Raw genomic sequence first — 19,942 nt, forward strand, 5'->3', positions numbered from 1 at the left:
GATTCGCCGAGTCAGCACTGCTATCGCCCCTGGTCGAAGTGGTAGGGCGCAACCAGCGGGTTGCCGGGGTTGTATTGGCTGCCCGCCGTGCACGGGCTGGGCATCTGGCCGATGGTGCGGCCCCACTGCAGCTCCAGCTCGGTCAGGTTGCACTCGAACCGGGTGCCGGTGAATAGGCCCGCGTCGAGTCGGCTGAGCGTCAGGTCGAAGACCGCGGTCAAGTTCGCGTAGTCGCCGCGCAACCATTTGCTGAGCGTGGCCGTGGGGAACGGGAAGGTTCCGAAAAAACCCAGCGAGCGCGTCAACGCCGGTCCCGCGTCGGCCAGCGACTGCAGTACCGGGCCGAGGTCCTTGAGCTCCTTGACCAGATTTTCTTTGGTCTTGTCGACCGAGTCGGCGGCAAGGGCACCGAATTGGCTCACATCACCGAGCGCATCGGCCAGAGCGTTGCGCTCGTCTTTGAGCACACCCAACGCGCCCGGGATGGTCTTGAGCGCCTTGTCGATCACCGGCTTCTGGTCGGCGAATTGACCGACCAGGTTGTTCAGGCTGTCCGTCGCCGCGATGATGTCGTCTTTTTGGTCGTTGAGATAGCGGACAAATTTGTCGAGCTGGGTAAGCAGACTTCTCAGGTCCTGTTCGCGACCGGTAAAGGCGGTGCTCAATGCCTTGGTGATGTCCTGAACCTGGCCCAGGCCACCGCCGTTAAGCACGAGGGACAGCGCGGCCAACGTGCGTTCGGTCGACGGATAGCTGCTAGCCGATGGCAGCGCAATCAGCGATCCATTTTTGAGCTTGCCCTGCGGCGGGATGCCGGTGGGTGGCGCGAGTTCGAGGTGCACCGATCCCAGCAGGCTGGTCTGCCCGATCGTGGCAGTTGCGTTGGCGGGCAGGTCGACGTCACCGTCGATCGTCATGGTGACCAGCGCGTGCCAACCCTGAACCTCGATGTTGGTGACGGTGCCGACGGTGACATCGTTGACCCGTACCCGGGAATTCCGTTGCAGGTTCTGGATATCGGGCATCTGGGCTTGAATCGTGTAACCGCCACCCTTGGTTCCGGGCAGCCGAAACGAGTTGGCACCGTGGAAGCCGCAGCCGGAGAGCGCGGTCAGCGCCAGCGCGGCCAGCAGCCCCATGGCTGCGCGGCACAAATACTGCGGTCGGCTCATTGTCCAGCTCCGGGCGGTGCCATCATTCCGCGCAGGCCAGCGGCCGGATTGGTCGGCGGTTTCGCCGGCGCCTCCGCGGCCAGCGGCGGGGGGCCGGGCACCGGCGGCCCGTTGGCCGGTGGCTCGGGGTTTGCCGGCGCGGGCGGCGACCCTGGTGGTGGCGGGGGAACGTAGTCGGGTCGCAGCCAGTCCTCGCTGTAGGTGACTTCGTTGGGACGCGCAGTTGCGCCGACGAAGAGGTTTTCTCCCAGCGGCGGGAAGTTGTACTGACGGTTTTTGATGATCGGCGCCAGATACTGCACACACAGCTTGGCCGATTCCTTGGCGCCGCGGCGCGAGGCCGCCTCCACCGCCCCGCACAGGAACTGGATGATGTTGGCGAATTGATTGACCCCCAGGATGCCGGTCAGGGCTCCCTGTGCGGGTTGGTAGATGTTCAGGAAGTTCCCGAAGGCGTTGGGGGCCACATGCAGAAGTTGCTTGATGTCGTCGAGGCTCTGGATCACCGCCTGCGACACCGACGCCAACTTGTCCGAGGCGGTGCCGAGGGCTTCCTTGTTGTCGGCCACAAAGCTGCGGACGTCGTCGGCTACGTCGTCGAGGTTGCGGACCGCGTTTCCGACCTCATTGGGGTCGTTGGCCAACAGGTTGGTCACCGCGGCGAGGTTCTGGTTCAGTTGCCGCAGCAAATCGCTGCTGTCGTGCAGTGCGGACACCAGGATCGACAGGTTTTTGAATGTGGAGAATAGGTCGTTGCTGTGGTCGCCGAGCGCCGAAATCGCCTGTGACAGTTTGACGATGGTGTTACGAATGTCGGGGCCCTGGCCGCGCAGGTTGTCGGCTGCGGTGTTGATGAATTCCCCCAGGGTGCTGGTCCCACCCGGTTCGGTGGGTTGCAATGTCTGGGTCAACCGTTCGAGCTGCGCACGAAAGTCGTCGTATTCCACCGGCACCGCGGTGCGGTCCTGCGGGATCACCGCCTGATTGGCCAGCACCGGCCCGCCGGCGTAGGCGGGCGTCAACTGGATGGAGCGCGGTGTCACCAACGACGGCGAAAGGATCACAGCTTTAGCGTCGGCCGGCACCTTGTACTTGTCGTCGTACCAGAAGGTGATCTTGACACGATCAGGCTGTGGTTCGATCTTCTCCACCTTGCCGACGCGCACGCCGAGGATAACGACGTCGTCGCCGTTGTAGAGGCCGGTGCTGTCCGCGAAGTAACCGGTGACATGTGTCCGGCCGACACCGCTAGCCGGCAGCACCACCGCGAGGACGCCGCCGACGAGCAACACCACCAGGGCGATTGCCAAGCCGATCTTGGCATGACGGGAACTCATCGCCCACCACCTTCAGTCTGTTGCGGAGTTCCCGGCGGAGTGTCGATCGGTCCCGGACCAGCTTGCACCGGAGGCTGGACCGGCGGTACTTGCCCGGGCGCGGGCTGCTCGACCGGCACGGACGACGGCGGGGCGGACTGGCCCTCGCCTGGACCTGCGAGAGCGGGCGGTCCCGGCGGCGGCCCACCAGGTGGCGGAGCGGGCGGCGGCTGCCGATAGGGGTAGCAGCCCGGGCCGGGCAACGCCACGCCCGGCACACCGCACGGATGGTCGTTCGGGTTTCCGGTGATCGCGTCCGGCAGGGTCCGCCGAGGCTCGCCACCCTGGCCGGTCCGCGGATACGGAAGCGGCAGCGGCGGTGTGCCGGGTTGGCCGGTCTGTGGGTCCGCCCGCTGGCTCGGGGGAAGGGTTGCCGGGTCGAGGCCGAGGTCGGAGAAGGCCGCGTCGATGAACGGCTGCATCCATTGGCCGGGCGGCAGGTTCGCGAGGTAGGCCTTGAAGAACGGTCCCGATCCCACGGCTTCACCCAGCCCCAAGGCGTACCTGTCTATACCTACGATCGCCTTCTGTACGCGCTCCTTGCGGTTGTCGACAATTGTCAATACCCCGTTGAGCTTGTCCAACGCCGGCTTCAACGTCTCGCGGTGCTCTGCGATGAAACCCTTGATTTGCTGGGCCACTGCGGAAAGGTTGTTGGAGATCTGGTCGAGGGCGCTGCTTTGGCTTTTCAGTTGAACCAGCAGTGTGTTGGTGTCCGCGACCAGTTTGACCACTTCGTCGCTGCGTTCGGCCAGCACCTTCGTCGCTTTGCTGGCGTTACTCAACAGGTTTCGCAACTGGGTGTCGCGCTCATCCAGTGTCTGGGAAAATCGTGCTACCCCTTGCACTGCGGCCTTCAAGTCAGGCGGGGTTTTGGAGAAGGTGTCGGACAGTACGGCGAGCGAGTTGGACAGTTGCTGCGTGTTCAACCCGCTAATCGTTGTGGCGAGATCCCCGAGGGCGTCAGGCAGTTGATAGGCGGGCGTGGTCCGGTCGAGGGGTATCGGCCCGCTCAGCTGCCCCTCTCCGCGCGAGGTCACGGCGAGGAGTTTGCTTCCGAGCACAGTCCTCAATTTGATTGCGGCCTCGGTGCGGTCCCCGAGGCGCACGTTGTCGGCGACGCTGAACTTGACCAGGACCCGCGGTCCGTCCAGCTCGACGCTGGACACCTGCCCGACCCGGAAACCGGATACCTGAACGCGGTCGCCGGGAACCAGGCCGCCGGCCTCGGCGAAGTATGCCGAATAGGTCTTACCCCGGTCGAAAAACGGCAACTTGTCGTAGTTCAGTGCCAGCAACATCAGAGCAAAGATGACCCCGAGGCCCACGGCGCCGATGAGAAGTGGATTGCGTTCAGAGAAGCGTTTCACCGCGGCGTGCACCTCCCGCTGGCCTGCGCGGCCATCTTGACGTAGATCGGCTGGCCGCCCTTTCCGTTGAGCTTGAGGAAGAGGTCGCAGATGTAGAAGCTGAAAAAGTCTCCGTACATGCCCTGCCTGTTGAGTACCTGCATCGCGTCGGGCCAGGTATTGAGGTAGTTGTCGAAGTAGTCGTGATCGGCCAGCACGGTCGCCGCAGTTCGATCCGTCTCATTGACCACCTTTCGCAGCGGTGGGCGGGCCTGCGCGAGGAGATCGGCGATCGATCCGGCAGCGGCGTTGGCGTATGCCACCCCGTTGCTGATGTCTTGTTTGCGGGCTTTGAGGCCGTCCACGAGTTCGGCCAGGGAGTCGACCGCCTTGGCAAACTGTTTGCTTTGGCCGCTCAGTGAACCGAGCAGGGTGTTGAGATTGGTGATGACTTGACCGATCAGCTGGTCGCGGTCGGCCAGGGTGTTGGTCAGGGCGGCGGCCTCGGTGAGAAACGAGCCGATGGTGCCGCCCTGGCCCTGGAATGCGGCGATCAACTGACCGGTCAGCTTGTTGACCTGTTCTGGGTTGAGCGCCCGGAACAGCGGCCGGAAGCCGCCGATCAGCGCATCGAGATCGAGCGCCGGCTCCGTCTGCGCCAATGGGATAGTCTCACCTGGATGAAGCCGTTTGACACTTCCGGCCCCTTCTTCGAGCGCCATATATCTGCCGCCGATTAGGTCTGCGAAGCGGATCGCGGCCCTGCTGCCCTCGGTGAGCACCACCGAATCGGCAGCGGTGAACTCAACGAGCACCGTGGAGTCTGGCTGGACCGTGATGTTTTCGACCTTGCCGACCTCGACACCGGCCACGCGGACGAAGTTTCCGCCCTCGAGGCCGGACACGTTGGCGAACACGGCCCGATAAGTTTTCTCGGGCTCGAAGCGCAACTGGGCGAAAATGGCGATCAGGACAAACGCGCCGAGCAGGCATACGACCAGGTAGATGGCGAGGCGCCATAGAGCGCCTACCAAATTCTCTCGCATCTCTGCCTTTCTCTGTCGCGTTGGGGCGGCGGTCAGGGACCTGGGACGTCGGGTGGCGCTAGCACCGGTGCGCACACTTGGTTGAGGACACCGCAGGTTGCCTGAGGTCCGGATGGCACCGGCGGCACGAACGGTTCCGACCCCGGCGGCGGAGGGCCGGGCTCTTGCGGCCTGCCCGCCGGTGGCGCTGGCGGCAAACCCGGATAGAGCGGCGTTCCGTCCGGGGCGTACTGCGGGGCACCGTAGGGTCCAGGGCCCTGGTATCCGGCCGTTCCAGGGACCGGGCCGGGCGCCGGTCCCCCTGGGTGACGAATGCTGGGGGGCAGCGGTATTCCGCGGGTCACGGGGAAGTAGTCGACATACCCGGGGAAACCGATGCCGGGGTTGGGCCGAATGTCCAGCCCGGTGCCGTACCCGGTGTTGGTGACCAGGTAGCGCTGCGGCCAGTTCTTGGCGACGTCGGGCAACGATCCACAGCCGGGCTGGCCGCCCGGGCCACCCTTCGCGCCGGTGATTGGGAGGTTGTCGGGGTATCGGTAGGTGTCGTCCCCGAAGAGCAGACCGGCGTCCAAGATCACCGAATATCCGTTGGCTCCGCCGGCCGCGTCGGTGAAGCCGTACTCGTCGAGCACGGCTTTGGCGCCGACGATCGTGCACGTCAGTTCAGGGTTGTATTTCATCAGCAGACGCGTGGTGGACTCGAGCAGATTGAAGCCGTGCACCAAGTTGTCCTTATTCGGGCCGATCAAGTTGACGCCAGCCCGGGAAATCCCGCTGACGTTGAGCAGCAACGAGTCAATTTGCTTGGCCTGGTTGGTGATCGTGGCGCTTGTCGTGCTGGCGGCGTCCAGCACCGCCACGATGTCGTGCGCCGCTGCGCTGTAGGTGTCGCTGAATCCTTGGAGAGCGCGGTAGTCGGCTCGGATCGTCTCGCTGCGGGGATTGATAGCCATCAATACCTCGTTGGCGTCCGTGGTGGCCTCGCCGATAGCTTCGCCGTTGCCGCGAAATCCGTCGGCCACCGCGGTGAGCACCGCGTTCAATTTGGGTACGTCGATTTGGTTCAGCACCCCGACGAGGTTCTGGAAGACCGTGTTGACTTCGACGCTGACGTTGTCCGATTTGACTACCGCTCCGGCCGACAACCGTTTCGGGCTCGGATTCGGGGGAGCAAACAGGTCAACGTACTTGGCGCCGAATGCCGTGGTGGCGGTGATCTTAGCCCCGACGTTGGCCGGGATGTACTTGAGCTGCTCTGGGTACAGTTCCAGTCGAAGCTTCACCGGATTGCCCGGCTCAATCGACGCGACCCGGCCGACCTGCACACCACGCAACTTGACCGCCGCGCCGGGGTCCATCATCAGACCAGCACGGTCCGACGCCAGGGTCACCTGGGCGTACGGCCTGAGGTCTCTGTGAAACGCCGCTATCGTCAGCACGGTCGATCCGACGATCAAGCCGAGGAGGATAAAGGTCCAGATTGCCGGGTGCAGGCCCGCTTCGCGGCGTTTCGTTGGCATGATCGCTACCCGGACAGGTGGAAGTTGCCCGATGCCCCGTAGGCGGCGAGCGCGACCGCCAGCGTCACCGCCGTCGCCACGACCAGCGAAGCGCGCACCGCACGACCGACCGCCTCACCGACGCCGGCAGGTCCGCCCGTGGCATTGAATCCGTAATAGGTGTGCACCAGCATTACCGCTGTTCCCGAGGCGATGACTTGCAGCAATGACCAAATCAAGTCGAGTGGCTGCAGGTACGTGTGGAAGTAGTGCTCGTAGACACCTGGCGCCTGCCCGTAACCGAAGACGATGAGGCTCCAGGTCGCAAAATATGCCGCCAGCGACGCCATACACCACAGCGGAACCACAACCAGCACACCGGCAACCACCCGGGTGGAGACCAGGTAGCTGATGGTTCGAATGCCCATCACCTCCAGCGCGTCGATCTCTTCATTGATCCGCATCGCGCCCAACTGCGCGGTGGCACCGGCGCCGATGGTTGCCGCCAGGCCGACGTCGGAGATGAGCGGCGATCCGATACGCGTGTTGATGAAGGCCGACGCGAAGCCGCTCAACGCCTGCACACCGACATCAGACAACGATCGGAACAGCTGGATGCCGACAAGTCCACCGACGCTCATCGTTAACGTCGTGACGATGACCACCGTGCCGCCGATAATGGCCAGCGCCCCGACGCCAAGACTCATGCTGGCGATCAGGCGCAGCGTCTCAACTTTGTAGCGGACCACTGCTTCCCACGTCGAGCCCAAGGCCCTGACGTAGAACGCGGTCTGGCTTCCAATCCGATTCCACCCGTCGACAAAGCCGCGCACGCGGTTGGTCAGCCGTGGCGCCCGTGCGGCGGCTGGCGCGGCGCTCACATTGTCGCCTTCGTCGTGATCGCGGTCAGCACCACGTTAATCACAAACAACGCCATGAACGTGTACACCACGGTTTCGTTTACTGCGTTGCCGACGCCTTGGGGACCGCCGCCAACGGTCACGCCCTTGTAACACGCGATGAGGCCAGCCACCAGACCGAACAGCATCGCTTTGGCGAAGGCTATGACCGTTTCTGTAAGTCCGACGAGCAACGTGAGGCTCGCCGCGAAGGCACCAGGATTGACATTTTGGAAGTAGACCGAGAAAAAATAGTCGGTAACCAAGCCGACGGTGGTGATGATCGAGTTCAGTAACATCCCGTTGAGCCCGAGCGCCAGTACCCGGGGCACCAGCAGTCGCTGGATCGGGTCGATTCCCATCACGCGCATGGCGTCAAGTTCTTCGCGGATCGTGCGAGCACCCAGATCGGCGCACATTGCTGTGGCGCCGGTACCGGCGACTACGAGCACCGCCGCGATGGGCCCGATGTAGACGACGCTAGCTAGCGCGGCGCCGGTGCCGGATGCATCGGCGCCCCCGATCTCGACCAGCAAGACGTTGATGATGAATATCGGCAGCGCGCTGAGCGGGACCGCCAAGAAGATGGCCGGGAAGATCGAGACCCGAGCCACAAACCAGGTCTGGTGGATGAACTCTCGCCAGGCAAACGGCGGGCGCACCGTCTGCATCAGGATGTCGAGCGACAATGCGAAAAAGGCGCCCACCTCGCGCAGGGGCTTCTGGTAAGCGCCCGACGTCGGACGAGCGCCACCTGGGGAGGCCAAAGTAGGCGGCGGCGCGCTCGTGGGGACCGGAGCAGGTTCGACGTCCATCGCAACCACTAGCGCGCCTCTCCGGAGCTGGTCGCAGTTGTCATTAGACCTATGAATCCTCCCTGCAGCGGTTAAAGACAATCCGCCGTCTTACCTTGGTGTGATGGGCAGCACAGGGACCGTACACCACGATCTTCACGAAAAGCAACATATGCTCTTTCGGCCGCGATATTCGAGATCTCGCAGAAAATCTCTTGGCGATCATGCGACATCTGTGCAACTACCATATATTTGCTGCAACGTCCGACAAAATTGGTCCGATTGTCGCAATCATCCACCGGTTGGGCCTCCCACCGCCCGTCCCGCCTGGAGGTCCACAGCTCCCGCGAGAGCGTGTCGACCTGTCACAATCCCTGTGGCAGCACGGGGCTGGTTCTAGTCCAACCCTGTTCTGGGCGGCTGGATTGGAGCGGCGTGTGACCACGATGAAACCCCACTGTCATATTCAATCATTTGCTGAGGTCAGTTATATCCCTTAATAATCCATCCATTCTCAATGGTAGTCAAAACTTTCCTCATTTGCGGAATCGATCTCCCGGGAGCTGACGGCAGTGATTACCAGCACACCGGAGGACAATAAATTTCATGTGGCATGATGAGCACATCTATAGCTTTTCTTTGACATCCGCATATAGGCAACGGCGATAAGGAATTCACAACAGAAATCACGCAAACCAGTGATGGCGCATGGCGCCGCCTTGCATCCAGCGAGCCGATCAGGCAGCGCCCGTACGGGTACGACCGGACGGGCCAGGCAGGCCGCGGATCCGGTAGCGAGTCGGCGGCAACTGACCTATGTAAACGCGCTGCCGGCGCCAGGACCAGCGCTTATCGGTGGCGCCAAGCGAGCGAATCTAATGTCGGCCGGTGCGGCCCCGACGCCTGCAAGCGCCACGCCAAATCAATAAACCGTGTCAACTACTGGCCAACATCCCGCTTGGCAGACGGTCGCCGCCAACAGGTAGCCGGTCAGCCCGACTCGGCTTTACGGCACCGAGGGTCGACGCAAAACATGCGAACGAAAGCAGTCGCTAACGCACCCTCATTCGGCTAAACATATATCTATATATCGAGTTAATTGACTCGTGGCTTTAACGCGTTGCTGAGCGGTCTGTTCGCATGAGTCGAGCGGTGGACCGCAGTGGCTTACGGTTGTACTCGACGGTTGCTGCCCAGTTAACCCGTTCGGATCCAATGTCGATGGTGCGGGCTTGTGGGGTCGTCGGGTCGCTGGCGTGGCTGGCAGGCCATACTCTGCTGTTGTGGCCGCTCAGCCAAACCAACACCGGGTGAGTTCGTGGGCCGCCGACTCCCCCGCCGATGAGGACGAAGCACGCGAACGGTTGCTGGCCGCAGCCGATGCTTGTTACGCGGAGAAGGGGCCCGTGCACACCCGTATGGGCGATATTGCCCGGCGTGCGCATGTGCACCGGTCGACGGTCTACTACTACTTCCCGAGCAAGGACGCACTGTTAGCGGCGTCCTTTCTGCGGGTGCTTGCTGCCACTGCGGCCGCCGTTGAAAAGTGCTGGCAGACTGATGAGCCATTTCTGGATCAGCTGGTCGTTGCATGCCTTCGTGGCATCGAAGTCGCCCGGAGCTCACCGATCCTGCGGTCGCTGGTCGAGGACCACCAAGCCGTCGGGGCTGCCTACCATGCTGCCGAAGGCTCCGAGTTGTGGCGGGCCACACTCGCCGACGCGCTCGTGCGTCGACTGGAAGTCGCTGCAGCCGCCGGCGCAATTCGTCGAGATCTTCCGGCCGACACCTTGGCACGCTGGATTGTCCGGGTCAATTTCAGCCTCGTCGGTGAACCCGCCACGACTGCTGACGGGGGTAACGAGGGTGTGCTGCGAAACCTTCTGATCGCCTCGTTGAGTCCGCGGCCTTAGCCCGATCTGCGACATCAATTCACATGCGTGGGGCCTTGTCCCTGGTGCCGGCTGACATCCTGCCGCCGGCGCTAGGACCGATGACGAAACTCTTCGTGCGGCTGCGCCGAGCCGAAAGCGGCTACGCTCATGCGGGATTCATCCTTGGCCGGGCTACCGCCCGATATGTGGATAGCGCTGTTTCGCTCAGCCGCCACCTCTGCTTGTTGAGCGAATTCACTGCCGCCGTGCACGGTCAGACGTTCACGATCCGCGGCTGGGCCGCAGGGTTCGACACCGAAAACCCCGGCCAAAGGGCAACAGGCAAGTTCACGATCCAGGTCGCCTGTTACCCGCCACCTGATCAGCCCGTTTCGAACGTCGCCTTCACGGCCGCCAAGGTTCCTCTTGGCCCCATCGGAGTTAAAGTGTAAAATATCTCACTAATTTGTCGCCCCGTGAGACGGAGTGGATCAAGATTGCTAAAACGCCGGGCCGATATTCAGTTGGATGCACTCCGATGACAGGGTGGTTCGCGTCAATACGGCGGCTACCCTGCCTAGGGTCGGTCCGGCATGCTCTACCGGCGGTCGCAGACGATATCGAACGATCCCGCGCCGCAGTGACATTGGCTGTGGCGACCGCAGCCGCGCGCCGCCTCGACGCCGTCGAGTGTGACTATGCGATTACCAGGGCCGCACTCGACCGGCGACGCGCCGCTGCCCACTACCGCCCAGCCGGCGGCTGACAAGGAGGTCATTACGCATGCAATATCGGCCGCTTACCGTGGCTGCGTTGGTCGTTGCCGCCTGCACCGTGCTGGGGCCCGCCGCACATGCGGATAACGACAACAACACACTCATACCAAACAACAAACGACTCAACGACGGCGTCATTGCCAACGTCTATACCATCCAACATCACGCTGGATGCACCAACGACGTTAGGCCCAACCCGCAGCTGCAACTCGCCGCCCAACGGCATACAAGAGACGTGCTGAACAACCGAAGCCTCGACGCCGACATCGGCTCCGACGGGTCCACCCCACAGGACCGCGCCAACGCAGCCGGCTACCAGGGCCAGGCGGCAGAAACGGTGGCGATCAACCAATCCATTGCAATCAGCGGTAATGATTTGATCAACCGGTGGTACTACAACCCCGCCTATACGGCGATCATGTCCAACTGCGGCAATTGCCAAATCGGCGTGTGGTCGGAAAACAGTCCGGATCGCACCGTTGTGGTGGCCGTCTACGGCCGGCCGGCGCAGGCGGCATGCCCAACGGGGAACGTTCCACCCGATCCCAGCCCGGACTACGATGCCAGCGACGAACTTGAATTCGGCATCGACTGGTTGCCCTGGATCCTGCGGGGAGTGTATCCGCCGCCTGGCTATCCAGCGCAATAGGTGAGCACCGCAACGTTTTCGAGGACCGATAGAGCCGGTTTGAGCTTTTGCACCTGACGAGTCCGCGTGTCAATGGCACCGGGGCCTTCGCAGGATCTGCCATTTCGGCACGTGGCAAGCTGCTCGATCGGTCCGTCGACGTCACACCCGAACCGCCGGTGGTGAAGCCTGAAACGATCGGGGCGGGGTCGGCTGAAGACTCACCGATCCGGTGCGTTGACAACGCCTCTCAGCGACGTCCAGCCAGCGCGAGCAACCGGTCGGCGGCTGCAGCAGATCGAGCGGTCCTGGCTGGCCCGAACAGATTTTCGACCGAAGCTCCTCAATCGTCGACGCAGCTTCTCCTCCAAGAGTTACGACGCAAGATCGCCGGGCGGTTCCCATCGGCTTCCGAGTCCGTCGCACAAATCCTTGGTGTGCAATAGACGAGCATCTTCAGCAGCGTCATTCCCGACCGGGGGCCCGCTCGATGGTCAACCGTCGCGCCAAGGTCAACAACGGCGGCAGTCTTGCGCATCATCCATTCGTAATGCCAGAACTGGGCGGCCGCATAGGTCCCAATGTAGTCATTGTTTCTGGTCAAAGCTGTCGCAGCCGCGTCCTCACCTGAAGCAGCATCACGTAACGATGTCCCCCTCCTGCAACGTGATTGACAACGTCGGCAATCGTCCATCCATCGCATCCGCTGGGCTTGTCAAGATCGCCCGGGGCCACTGCCGAAAGAGTATCGACCCACAACCGCTCAGCTTGATCCAGCGCTTCATCGATCTCCGTGTCCGGCACCGCTGATCACGTTACAGATCCAGTGCACCACCGTAAACCAATATATAGTTTATGGTTTAAGTTGTGTCGATCGATTCCGTCTACCACAGGCCCGATTTTCGGCTGGCCCCCAATCCCTCAGTCGAATCGCACGCCTTCTGGACCGGCGGGGAATGCGGTCAGCTGATGATCAGCCGATGTGGTGCGTGTGGGCGCTTCTTTCACCCGCCGGGACCGGCCTGCTGGCGCTGCCGCAGCACCGACGTTGGTCCACAGCCGGTGTCCGGACGAGCCACCGTGGCCGCGTACACGGTGAACCGTCAACCCTGGATTCCCGGTTTGGATCCGCCGTACATCGTCGCCATGGTGGAACTCGAAGACGAGCCGGACGTGCGTCTCATCACCAACGTGGTCGACGTAACGCCCGCCGACATCCACGTCGGCCTGCAAGTCGAGGTCTTCTTCGAGGACTGGATAGACGTGACGGGCGAGGAGAACAGCCGCGTCTGGCTCCCGCTATTCCGGCCCCGGTCGAGTTGATTTCTGTGCCACTGCCTTGGGATCGCTCACAAGCGAATCGATGCGTCGAACCCCCGGCGCTCGTAGCCAATCGACGTGTGGCGCGCATGCGGGTGCACTCGGCGACACGACCGATCACAACAAGATGACAGTTATATGGCAATTTGTGCAGCAACGCATCCCTGCACTCCGCAGTGATGCATTTCGGCGGGCATGCTCAAATGACTTCCAGCGCCACGCGACTGTCATGACGACCTGTCACCGCCGGCAACCGGTTCGACTGCGGTCGGCGACCGTAGAATCCTCTTCGTCGTTGCGCGAGAGCGAATTCCGCGCCGCGGCGGCCCGTGGAGCGAGTTGGATATGAGCAAGGCATCTCGAGAGCGAGCGATGTCGCCGCAGCCAGCGCCGCCTGATCCGTCCACCACAGCCGTGGTGTGCATCGAATGCCAGAACGGTGTGGTCGGATCCACATCGATATTGCCGGCACTTGCCGCGGAAGCATCACCGGTGATCGACTCGATAGCCGAGCTGTTGAGGATAGCGCGACTTGCCGGCGCTCTCGTCGTACACGCCCCGTATGTCGGCGCTCTTGGGGGCGCCGCGGAGTCGACCCCACTGATGCGCACGACCGCGCAGGCCACGGCAGACTGGAGCGCCGACCATCACCAGACCCAGATCGTCAAGGGGCTGTTGGCAACCGGTGACCTCATTGTGCCGAGACACCACGGATTCTCGGCGACGCTGAACACCGAGTTGCTGAAGATTCTGCGCGGCAACGCCATTGAGAGCATCATTTTTGCCGGAGTATCGCTGAACGTCGCGATTCCGGTCAGTGTCGCGCACGCAGCGGAAGAGGGATTCCATGTCGTTGTGGTCCGGGACGCCGTCGTGGGGACGCCGGCCGAATACGGCGTGCAGGTACTCCAATACACGATCGCTATGTTAGCGTCGGTGATTTCACTGCAGAACCTCGAACGAGGCTGGGCCAGAACCGCTTCCGCCACTATCAACCGGTCGACCTGAGAGCCGTGAGAAGTCAAATGATGACACTGCAAGGTCACGGCCTGGACGGTTCATTCACAGGTGCTACCGGTTGTGGAACTATCAGGACAAGCAAGGTTGCTACGGCGTTGGATGGCACACGCCCCTGGCCAACCCGCGCTCCAGGCCCCAGTCGGCGCCCCGATCAAGGGAGGGTGGCAGCTTGCCGGACCGCACCGGACCGCGCAATCACCGTCGGTGACGAGCTCCAACTGATCACGGGAGGACCGGTACCCGCCGTTGTCTGCCGCCACGCGAATTTCTTCCGCGGCGCTGGCTGTTATTACCCGCGTCGACACTTGGCAACTGGATCGCGAAGGGAGCAGTACGGTGCGAAGCTTCGGGGAAATTGCAGCACGCATCCCAGATGTAAGGGGACCTCCATGACCGGCGGTCCGCGTCAATCCGTCGAATTGGAGGCCTGGGAATGGACCTTGGACTGGCGGGCTCCGCCGTGGTCATCACCGGTGGTACTGAAGGCATGGGCAAGGCGACCGCCGAATGCTTTGCAAGAGAAGGGGCACGAGTGGCGGTGCTCGCCCGCCGACGGTCAGCCCTTGACGACACAGCCGCCGCACTGACACGCGCCGGCTGCCCGGATGCGCTGGGGATCGTCACGGATCTAACTGATCCGGAAAGCATCACCGCCGCGTTCGACAAGATTGGATCGCGATGGGCAGAGGTCAATGTTTTGGTAAACACCGTCGGACCAGGCGCCGAGATCACTGGTGTTTTCGATGATCTGGACGATTCGACGTGGTTCAGAGCTTTCGATCTCATGGTCATGGGTGTGGTGCGTACATGCCGCGCCGCATTGCCACTCCTGCGCAAAGCGGATTGGGGACGCATCGTCAACCTGTCGGCGCATTCGGTTCAACGGCAATCGCCGAGGCTGATTGCCTACACCGCCGGCAAAGCCGCACTGACGAGTCTGACCAAGAATCTGTCAATGACTCTGGCCCCCGAGGGGATACTGGTGAATACGGTTTCACCCGGTACCTTTCTCACCACTCAGATCCATGCGTTCGTCGAAAGGGAGATCCGCGCTCGAAGCCTAGATATCGACGCCGCCGTCGATGCCGGAATGGTTCTCGAAGAGATGTTCGGCGACGCGCTCGGAAACCTCAAACGGCCAGGGGATCCCGATGAAATCGCCACAATGATCACGGTCCTAGGTTCTCGACGCAATACTTTCACCACTGGTGCCGATCTCAATGTGGACGGGGGGACGGACTTTCGTTGACTCCCCTGATGAGGTCAATGCTGGCCGCACATCGATCGGCGCTTACCGCCTTTCACAGTCCGATGCCTGACGAGCGTGGAACCGACGCACCTTCCGCCCGTTGCGCACCACGGGGCGGGTTGCAGGCAACCCGGTGTCACGCGAATTTGTACGGATCATCGATCGGGGTGCGAATGTCATTGATGCCGCGCGTTTTTAGGCGTCCGCGACCCAGAGGTATATGAGGGCGGCGACATGAAGGCCAAGATCTCGTGGGCTGGCCCGGCGATGGGACTGAGCATCGCATACCGACGGTCGAACCGTTGGTACCGCGATTCATCAATGACGCTGAGAACCCGATCAACACCACGCAGTACAGAGTGGTCAAAGCGGTTGGAGCAGACGTGGCTTCGAGCATGTAGGAGCAAATCATATCCCCCCTCAACTTAGCCGACAGCACGTCTTCGTGGATCTCGCGAATTCACGAAGCACATCACGGCAATCACCGGCCCGCCTTCCACGACTCGACCGGTGCAGTCACCGGGGCCCAGTTGATCGGCAAGGCGGTGAGCGCCGCAGAATTCCTCGTTGGGCTGAACACGCCGGCGGGTGCGGCGGTTCCGGCCCTGGTCACCACAAGCGCCGACACGATAGCCCTGCTGTTGGGAGGGGCGTCGACCGACCGGCCACTGGCGCCTATCGGGCCCAGACTCGCCATAGACGAGGTGTCTTGCATGGTGGTCGGCACTGGCTCGCCAATTCTCCTGGCCGAACCGGCCTTTGGCGACATTGCCTCCGAGGTGCAGCGGCGCAGCGGTGTGCGTGTTGTCACGGTGCCGACTTTTGAGCTGTCGGCTAGCGCGTTACCCACCGCAATTCACAACGCCGCCTTCGTCCTGCACACGGCAGGAACGACGGGCGTGCCGAAATCTGTCGCGATGACAGATTCGGTTATGCTCGGCCGCGCGCTCCTCCTCGAGCAACTGATCGGTTTTGGACCTACAACGACTTTTGCGACGGGCTCTCCGATTCACCATATCGGCGGAGTGGGAAACCTATTGGCGGCGTTGACAGCCGGCGGAGCCGCGGCATCCACTACGAGGTTCAGCGCGGATTGGTGGTGTGCGCTATCGAAGGTTGGTGTCACCCATGCGTTGCTAGTGCCCACCATGATCGAGATGTTGCTCGGCTGGGGCGTCCTGGACAGGGTCCCCCTCAGCACGCTTGTTTACGGCGCCGCTCCGATGCGACCCCAGACCGTGCGCCGGCTCATTGACCTCATGCCCAACGTGGACTTGATCAACCTGTTCGGCCAAACGGAAGGAAGCCCGATCACTTGTCTGAATGCCGAGGACCACCGCCGAGCAGTTGCGCGACCTCAATTACTGACATCGGTTGGCCGCGCGGTGCCTGGTCTACAGCTGCGCATCCACGCGCCCGACGGTAGCGGCACTGGAGAAGTCCTGGCTTCGGCTGCGCACCTTGTGATTACCGCACCCGATGGCTGGCTCCACACCGGCGATCTCGGCGAGATCGATTCCGAAGGATATCTGCGACTGCGCGGCCGACAACACGACAAGATCGTCCGAGGAGGTGAGAACGTCTACCCTCTGGAAGTGGAGAACGTGATCGGCACACACCCGAAGGTGAAGGTCGTTGGAGTGGTCGGTGTACCCGATGATCGGCTCGGCGAGACGATCGCGGCATTTATCGTCCCCTGCGACATCGACGATCCCCCTAGCGCCGAGGAGCTGTATGCCTGGTCGCGCCCACGCATGGCCGGCTTCAAGGTGCCGGCATATTGGCACATCATCAGCGAACTGCCCCTCAGCACCGCCGGCAAGCTGCTGCGATGCCGCCTCAGAGACGCTCATCTGGAGGCATCAGAAACGGGAGGGCGGGCTCATTGATCAATCTCAGCATTTCGACGCTGGCAGCAGCAGCGATGTCATGCCGATCAAGGAGGCGGACTCGACAACACCGCGCGGCGAGCGCGGTGAGCACGACGGACCAAAAGTGGACATGGGTGCATCGGGCTCGGCGAACGCTGCTCTGCGGACTCCTCGGCGTTTAGCACCGCAATCGAGAACTCGATACGCCAGCACCTGACGGGTCCAGCGCGTCCTTCCCGCTCACCGGCCATTGGTTCATCCGTGCCGGCGCCTCAGGTTCAAATGTGCGAATCCCCGTGCGTGTGAAGCAATCCTGCGCGTCGTGGCGCCGTCCCCGGCTCTGCGAACAGCTCGCGGGCGACCGTCTGGATCAATCGGGGCGTGCTTCGCTCGCGGCACGTTACCCTTGACCAGCCATCGGCGCTCAGAGCAACAAGTACATACCGGCGAGAACCATCCACAACATGATGCAGTACGCCTCAAAAAGTGCCCGCAGAATAAGCGGTGCGGTGCGCAACTCCATGAAGTCGAGGCCGACAAACCGAACCTTGACCACGGCAAGCCCGAGGACGACCACTGCGACTGTCGAGCCAACGCCGTGGTCGGCGCCCAGCGCCCACGACAGCAGCGTTACCACGACCAGCAGCAGCCACACGAGCGTGGAGCGCGCGCGCAGCAATGAGACGGTCATCGTCAACTCACCAGGTACAGCAGCGCGAACAGCATGATCCACAACAGATCGACGAGGTGCCAGAAGCATGCACCGCCTTCGACAACCGCCATCCTCAGGGCGCTGAGCTGCCTTCGGCGCGCTTGCGTCATCAGCAGGATCAGCACACCGACGCCGATCAGCACGTGGAAGAGGTGCAGGCCGGTCAGGATGAAGAAGTAGAGGTAGAAGTTGTTCTCTGTCGGGACGTGACCGGCAGTGACCTTGGCCGTGTATTCAACGGACTTGAGCGCAATGAAAATGAGCCCGCAAATCAGCGCTCCGACGAGCAGCCATTGCGCCGCAACCCGATGGGATAGCCGGATCGCGCGGACAGCGGTCATCACGAACAGCGAACTGGTCAGCAGAACCAGCGTGTTCGTCAGGCCGATGCCGATGCTGAGCGTGTGCCGCGATGCGTCGAACAGTTCGGGTGCCTGTGCGCGCTGACACATGAAGGTCGCGAAGAAGACGCCGAACACGACCATGTCGCCGAACAGGAAAATCCACACGCCAGATTCGCCAGGCATATGGGGGGTCGGCCGCGTCCTGCTTGACGGCGCGCCGCCAACCGGCCGGAGGGACGTCTGACTCACGCGGCCGGTTCCCACTCCCGATTCGCAGCGCGCGCTTTACGTTCGGCCGCTTCGACATCGACCGCTTGGGTCAACATGATTGCTGTCACGATCCACCAAATGCAGAACACGGTCAGAGGGATCCAGAAGGCGAATATTCCGTTCCACGCCAGCGGACCGGTCTTGAACAGGTAGATCGCGCATCCGGGTACGCCAAGAACGGCATACCAGATGTTGAAGTAACCGAACCACCGCGGGAAGCTCGGCACCTGTCGCCTGTCAATGAACACGCAGAACGCCAGGATGACCACCTGCGTGATCAACGGGCCGACCAACCCGACAAACATGAACCAGAACATGTCGCTGAGTCCTTGTGTCACATCGGGATTGCGCTCTGGGCGGTAGGCGGCCGCCACCCCGAAGAGTGCGCATAGCGAGAAGCCGAACGGGAAGGTGACGCTCAGCATCACTTGGGTCAATGACATGACCCCCCAATAGCCTTCGATCCGGCGTACTTGGCGTGACAGCAGCGCAAGGAACGGCGCGAAGAGCCAGGCAAACAGGATCATCAGGGCGAGACCGATACGGATGCGTAAGCTGTGGTCGCCGTAGATGTGTGCCGTCTGTTCGGCGGTCAGGGCTGGACTCATCGGCGGGATGAGTCCAGCGATGAACCAAAACATCACCATGAAACCGCCCAACATCGCCAGTCCTAGCCATGCCGCGCCCTTTTCGATCCTCACGTGCATTCTGACTCCTCGCGCCGACTTTGAGACCGAGGTCACGTTATCGGCCGTTCTCACTCGTAGTCAATCATCGATTGACTTCGCTTCGAGCGGGATACATAGTCGGTAGGTCCTTTGACTCGGCGTGCCCGCGGACTTAGCGGGAGCCTAGGCCGCCTAACTAAATTGGTTATATCGAATGCCCGAGGAGCGCATGTGACCAACGCCGTCGGCTTCATAGGAGTGGGTCGGTTGGGCGAGCCTATGGTGCTTCGGCTGCTCGACGTCGGGGTGCGCGTGGCGGTGTATGTGAGACGGTCAGAGGTACGCGATCGACTCGCATCACGCGGCGCCCGGATTGCCGCCTCGGTGGCCGAACTCGCCACCCGCAGCGACATTCTGATCTCGTGCTTGTTCTCCGACGCGCAGCTAATCGAGGTAGGTCTAGGTCCTGACGGCTTCGTCGCCAACGCCAAGCCCGGCAGCATCGTGGTCTCCCACACCACCGGCACGCTGACCACGCTCGAGTCCTTGCGTGACGATCCCTCCGCTCCGACGATCCTCGATGCGCCGGTCAGCGGCACCGCCGACGACATCGCCGCAGGCACCCTCACCGTGCTGATCGGCGGCCCCGCCGAGGCCGTGCAATTGGTGACGCCAACACTGGCGGCCTACGCGAATACGATCGTGCCCACCGGGGAACTGGGCAGCGCCTTAGCGCTCAAACTCATCAACAATGTGCTCTTCGCCGCCAACGCCCAGCTAGTCGCTGCCGCAACAGAATTGGGGGCATCGATCGGCGTAAACCCCGATGCTCTGCTGGCCGCACTCCAGGTGTGCAGCGCGGGAAGTCGCGCCGCCACCCACATGCAGCAAGTCGGTGGCACCGACTCGTTCGCCGAGATCGCGGGTCCCTTCCTTCGCAAGGACGTCGCCGCATGCCTTGCGGCCGCTGCGCAGGCAGGTGCCGATCTCGGCCTGCTCGGCGACGTTGTCGCCGACGGCCCACTTCCACTCAATCCCGTTGGAACGAAATGACACAGACGACAAGATGTACGAC

The 19,942-nt window shown here is 62.4% G+C and carries 19 protein-coding genes; 8 read left to right on the forward strand and 11 right to left on the reverse strand.

All coding sequences use genetic code 11. The features are described from left to right. Window positions 1–20: 20 nt before the first annotated feature. From G6N51_RS06975 to G6N51_RS07005, 7 genes are read right to left on the reverse strand one after another with little or no spacing between them, the layout of a single operon-like run. The gene (locus tag G6N51_RS06975; protein ID WP_083172021.1) at window positions 21–1,172 is read right to left on the reverse strand and encodes a virulence factor Mce family protein; all 1,152 of its coding nucleotides are present in this window, start codon (window positions 1,170–1,172) and stop codon (window positions 21–23) included. Then, the gene (locus tag G6N51_RS06980; RefSeq protein ID WP_142274960.1) at window positions 1,169–2,509 is read right to left on the reverse strand and encodes an MCE family protein; all 1,341 of its coding nucleotides are present in this window, start codon (window positions 2,507–2,509) and stop codon (window positions 1,169–1,171) included. Before G6N51_RS06980 ends, G6N51_RS06975 begins: the two co-directional genes overlap by 4 nt. After that, window positions 2,506–3,918: an MCE family protein gene (locus tag G6N51_RS06985; RefSeq protein WP_083172093.1), complete on the reverse strand. Its 1,413-nt coding sequence runs from the start codon at window positions 3,916–3,918 to the stop codon at window positions 2,506–2,508. Before G6N51_RS06985 ends, G6N51_RS06980 begins: the two co-directional genes overlap by 4 nt. Continuing rightward, entirely contained in the window at window positions 3,915–4,943 is a 1,029-nt protein-coding gene (locus tag G6N51_RS06990) for an MCE family protein (protein WP_083172020.1), read from the reverse strand. Before G6N51_RS06990 ends, G6N51_RS06985 begins: the two co-directional genes overlap by 4 nt. Window positions 4,944–4,975: 32 nt before the next feature. Continuing rightward, on the reverse strand, window positions 4,976–6,463 hold the full coding sequence (locus tag G6N51_RS06995) for an MCE family protein (RefSeq protein ID WP_083172019.1): 1,488 nt from the start codon (window positions 6,461–6,463) through the stop codon (window positions 4,976–4,978). A gap of 5 nt (window positions 6,464–6,468) precedes the next feature. Further along, on the reverse strand, window positions 6,469–7,323 hold the full coding sequence (locus G6N51_RS07000; RefSeq protein ID WP_083172018.1) for an ABC transporter permease: 855 nt from the start codon (window positions 7,321–7,323) through the stop codon (window positions 6,469–6,471). Next, complete coding sequence (locus tag G6N51_RS07005; RefSeq protein ID WP_083172017.1) at window positions 7,320–8,156, reverse strand: MlaE family ABC transporter permease; 837 nt, start codon at window positions 8,154–8,156, stop codon at window positions 7,320–7,322. Before G6N51_RS07005 ends, G6N51_RS07000 begins: the two co-directional genes overlap by 4 nt. A 1,262-nt stretch (window positions 8,157–9,418) precedes the next feature. On the opposite strand from G6N51_RS07005, the gene G6N51_RS07010 reads away from it, so the two are divergent. From G6N51_RS07010 to G6N51_RS07020, 3 genes are all read left to right on the forward strand, one after another. Continuing rightward, window positions 9,419–10,048 carry a TetR/AcrR family transcriptional regulator gene (locus G6N51_RS07010; RefSeq protein WP_232078232.1) on the forward strand — a complete coding sequence of 210 codons (630 nt, stop codon included), beginning with the start codon at window positions 9,419–9,421 and terminating at the stop codon, window positions 10,046–10,048. An 80-nt stretch (window positions 10,049–10,128) separates the two neighbouring features. Then, entirely contained in the window at window positions 10,129–10,461 is a 333-nt protein-coding gene (locus G6N51_RS07015) for a lipoprotein LpqH (RefSeq protein ID WP_142274959.1), read from the forward strand. A 331-nt stretch (window positions 10,462–10,792) separates the two neighbouring features. Continuing rightward, complete coding sequence (locus G6N51_RS07020; protein WP_083172015.1) at window positions 10,793–11,434, forward strand: CAP domain-containing protein; 642 nt, start codon at window positions 10,793–10,795, stop codon at window positions 11,432–11,434. Between the two features lie 579 nt (window positions 11,435–12,013). On the opposite strand, the gene G6N51_RS29085 is transcribed toward G6N51_RS07020, so the two are convergent. Then, window positions 12,014–12,217 (reverse strand): maleylpyruvate isomerase N-terminal domain-containing protein, encoded by a 204-nt coding sequence (locus G6N51_RS29085; RefSeq protein WP_232078233.1) that lies wholly within the window; start codon window positions 12,215–12,217, stop codon window positions 12,014–12,016. A gap of 69 nt (window positions 12,218–12,286) precedes the next feature. On the opposite strand from G6N51_RS29085, the gene G6N51_RS07030 reads away from it, so the two are divergent. From G6N51_RS07030 to G6N51_RS07045, 4 genes are all read left to right on the forward strand, one after another. Beyond that, window positions 12,287–12,736, forward strand: a complete 450-nt coding sequence (locus tag G6N51_RS07030) for a Zn-ribbon domain-containing OB-fold protein (protein ID WP_083172091.1) — start codon at window positions 12,287–12,289, stop codon at window positions 12,734–12,736. 342 nt (window positions 12,737–13,078) lie between these two features. Then, window positions 13,079–13,741: an isochorismatase family protein gene (locus G6N51_RS07035; RefSeq protein WP_083172014.1), complete on the forward strand. Its 663-nt coding sequence runs from the start codon at window positions 13,079–13,081 to the stop codon at window positions 13,739–13,741. Window positions 13,742–14,186: 445 nt separating this feature from the next. Then, complete coding sequence (locus tag G6N51_RS07040) at window positions 14,187–15,002, forward strand: SDR family NAD(P)-dependent oxidoreductase (RefSeq protein WP_083172013.1); 816 nt, start codon at window positions 14,187–14,189, stop codon at window positions 15,000–15,002. 458 nt (window positions 15,003–15,460) lie between these two features. Then, window positions 15,461–16,891, forward strand: a complete 1,431-nt coding sequence (locus G6N51_RS07045; protein ID WP_264055000.1) for a class I adenylate-forming enzyme family protein — start codon at window positions 15,461–15,463, stop codon at window positions 16,889–16,891. Window positions 16,892–17,297: 406 nt separating this feature from the next. Here the strand turns inward: G6N51_RS07045 and G6N51_RS07050 are convergent, their stop codons facing one another. The 3 genes from G6N51_RS07050 to G6N51_RS07060 all read right to left on the reverse strand — a co-directional run bounded on the left by G6N51_RS07050 (window position 17,298) and on the right by G6N51_RS07060 (window position 18,900). Further along, window positions 17,298–17,564 carry a cytochrome C oxidase subunit IV family protein gene (locus G6N51_RS07050; protein WP_083172011.1) on the reverse strand — a complete coding sequence of 89 codons (267 nt, stop codon included), beginning with the start codon at window positions 17,562–17,564 and terminating at the stop codon, window positions 17,298–17,300. A gap of 2 nt (window positions 17,565–17,566) precedes the next feature. Further along, complete coding sequence (locus G6N51_RS07055) at window positions 17,567–18,112, reverse strand: cytochrome c oxidase subunit 3 (protein ID WP_083172010.1); 546 nt, start codon at window positions 18,110–18,112, stop codon at window positions 17,567–17,569. Window positions 18,113–18,174: 62 nt separating this feature from the next. Next, on the reverse strand, window positions 18,175–18,900 hold the full coding sequence (locus G6N51_RS07060; protein WP_142274958.1) for a hypothetical protein: 726 nt from the start codon (window positions 18,898–18,900) through the stop codon (window positions 18,175–18,177). 198 nt (window positions 18,901–19,098) lie between these two features. On the opposite strand from G6N51_RS07060, the gene G6N51_RS07065 reads away from it, so the two are divergent. Beyond that, a complete protein-coding gene (locus G6N51_RS07065; protein WP_083172008.1) occupies window positions 19,099–19,920 on the forward strand; it encodes an NAD(P)-dependent oxidoreductase in 822 nt (273 codons plus the stop codon). The last annotated feature ends 22 nt before the right edge of the window (window positions 19,921–19,942 follow it).

Origin of the sequence: Mycobacterium paraseoulense, assembly GCF_010731655.1 — a bacterium.
Classification (GTDB): Bacteria; Actinomycetota; Actinomycetes; order Mycobacteriales; family Mycobacteriaceae; genus Mycobacterium; species Mycobacterium paraseoulense.